At 47.3% G+C, this 2366-nt stretch carries 3 protein-coding genes; all 3 read left to right on the top strand.

The window, feature by feature from the left end:
• Positions 1-81: 81 nt before the first annotated feature.
• Genes tnpA through tnpC form a run of 3 tightly spaced genes read left to right on the top strand, consistent with a single transcriptional unit; the run spans position 82 to position 2335 of the window.
• Positions 82-408, top strand: coding sequence for an IS66 family insertion sequence element accessory protein TnpA (gene tnpA / locus R7Z77_RS23860; protein WP_010451948.1), 327 nt, complete (start codon positions 82-84; stop codon positions 406-408).
• A complete protein-coding gene (gene tnpB, locus R7Z77_RS23855; protein WP_010451947.1) occupies positions 405-758 on the top strand; it encodes an IS66 family insertion sequence element accessory protein TnpB in 354 nt (117 codons plus the stop codon). Before tnpA ends, tnpB begins: the two co-directional genes overlap by 4 nt.
• Before the next feature lie 59 nt (positions 759-817).
• Positions 818-2335: an IS66 family transposase gene (tnpC, locus tag R7Z77_RS23850; protein WP_318136866.1), complete on the top strand. Its 1518-nt coding sequence runs from the start codon at positions 818-820 to the stop codon at positions 2333-2335.
• The last annotated feature ends 31 nt before the right edge of the window (positions 2336-2366 follow it).

The following is a 2366-nucleotide window of genomic DNA, read 5'->3' as shown; positions in this document are numbered from 1 at the left end:
GTAAGCGCCCCACAAAGCACACATTCAATTAGCCAGGCACCAGACTTATGATCTTATCTTCACTAATAAGGAGATAAGATCATGGCTCACCGACGACGCAGCGATCAGGAATGGCTGGAAATATTTCAGCAATACGAAGACAGCTCTCTTAACCAAAGAGAGTTCTGCCGACAGAATCAACTCAGCCCTTCAACTTTCTTTTCAAAGCGACGGTCGCTGAAGCTAACCAGAGAAAACCAGCAATGCAGTTTTGTCCGAGCGGAGGTAGTTGAACAGACCACTCGCTATCAGGTAACGAATTCCGCAACAGAAAATATGACGCTTTGCTTTAACGATGTTGAGTTGAGCATCCCGCAAGGCACGCCAACAGATTATCTGGCCGAACTTATCGGTGCATTATCATCATGAGGGGATTAACTAACGCGCCTGCTATCTACCTGTATCGTGAGTTCGTTGACTTCAGAAAATCCATTAACGGTCTGGCCGCACTGGTTGAGTGTGAAACTAACTTGCCTCTGAGTTCAGGAGCATTGTTCCTGTTTACCAACAAACAGCGCGACAAAATAAAGATACTCTACTGGGATAAAACGGGCTTCGCGCTCTGGTATAAACGACTGGAAAAAGCGAAGTTCAAATGGCCTTCCCAGGAGAAAAAACAGGTATTTACCCTCAACCAATTTGAGTTGGACAGGCTGCTCTCAGGCTTCACTATTATCGGCCACAAGCCTGTTGAAATACACGATTTTACAATGAGTTAATCGTTATAAAAGTCAGATGTATCAGGTGTTGCAGCGGCATTTTTAGTATAATGGATGCCATGAAAAAGATGCCTGATATTAACCCTGACAGCCAAGATATTGCCGAGCTTCAAGCGATGGTAAAAGCCCTTATGGCTGAAAAGGCATCGCTGCTTGAACAGTTCAAATTAGCTATCGACCGTCAGTTCGCCAAACGCTCTGAATCACTCAAACCTTATGATGATGCACAGGGTGACCTGTTTAATGAAGCGGAGTGCGAGGTCGATGCAGCCTCTGACGAACAGGAAGTGGTAACGACAACCACGACCAAAAAAGTACGAGGTAAACGCAAGCCGCTTCCTAAAGACTTGCCCCGTGAGCATATCGTTCTGGACCTGGATGATGATGAAAAAGTCTGCTCATGCTGCCAGCACCCTCTGCATAAAATCGGTGAAGATAGTTGTGAAAAGCTGGAGTTCACGCCAGCAGTACTGAAGGTTCTGGAATATGTTCGCCCTAAGTACAGTTGCCGCCAGTGTGAAAAGGAAGCCGATAAGGTTAGCATCAGCCAAAAGCCTGCACCTGCCAGTATTATCCCTAAAAGCTTCGCGACAGAAAGCCTTCTGGCTAACATCATCCTTGGAAAATATCAGTACGCGCTACCGCTTTACCGTCAGGAAACCCTGTTCGAGCAGTCTGGTGTCGAGCTATCCAGAACAACCATGGCTCGCTGGATGATGCAGGTCAGCGAACGTTTTACTCCGTTGTATAACGCTCTGCACAAACACTTGCTGGAGCAGGTGGTCATCCAGGCAGATGAAACACCACTAACCGTGCTTAAAGAAGATAAGCAATGCTATATGTGGGTTTACTGCTCTGGTGCTGACTCTCCTGAAGCGACATTGGAAGGCGTTAAAAACATCGTGCTGTACGATTATCAAAATCGTCGCTCAAGAGCATGTCCCATCGGCTTCCTTGGTGACTACAATGGCTACCTGCAAACGGATGGATACCGAGTCTATGACGGCCTGGAGAAGGTTGAACACCTTGGCTGTCTTGCTCATGCTCGCCGTAAGTTCATGGATGCGAAGAGGGTACAAGGTAAAGGCAAAACAGGAAAAGCGGATGTCGCTCTGGCAAAAATCCAAAAACTGTATGCGCTTGAAACTCGCCTGAAAGGAAGGTCTGCTCTGGAGCGAATGACTGAACGACAAAAACTGGCGAAACCTATGCTTGATGACCTGCATAAATGGCTGACATCGCAAAAGGTCATCGGTACAGGTGAACTAGGCAAAGCAATCAAATACGCGGTTGGTCAGTGGCCGAAACTGGTTCGGTATGTCGAAGATGGTCACCTGTCTATCGATAACAATCGGGCTGAGCGAGCAATAAAATCCATGGTTATTGGCCGAAAAAACTGGCTCTTCTCTGACACTCCCAGAGGTGCCGACGCCAGCGCAATGCTTTACAGCATCATCGAGACAGCAAAAGCGAATGACCTTATCTTGTACGACTACATGGTTAAGTGCATGAAAGAGTTGGCTAAGCCCGAGCCTGATATCGACTCACTTCTTCCCTGGAACTTCTCCCACACATAAAAAAGCGCCCGTGTGTTCATGGGGCGCTTAC

The sequence above is a fragment of the Vibrio sp. 1401 genome (assembly GCF_033340295.1).
This window is presented reverse-complemented; position numbering and strand designations above follow the sequence as displayed.

Bases quoted from the DNA above. Each gene is read 5' to 3' on its own strand.
- tnpB (WP_010451947.1), top strand. From the start codon at position 405: ATGAGGGGATTAACTAACGCGCCTGCTATCTACCTGTATCGTGAGTTC.
- tnpC (WP_318136866.1), top strand. From the start codon at position 818: ATGAAAAAGATGCCTGATATTAACCCTGACAGCCAAGATATTGCCGAG.
- tnpA (WP_010451948.1), top strand. From the start codon at position 82: ATGGCTCACCGACGACGCAGCGATCAGGAATGGCTGGAAATATTTCAG.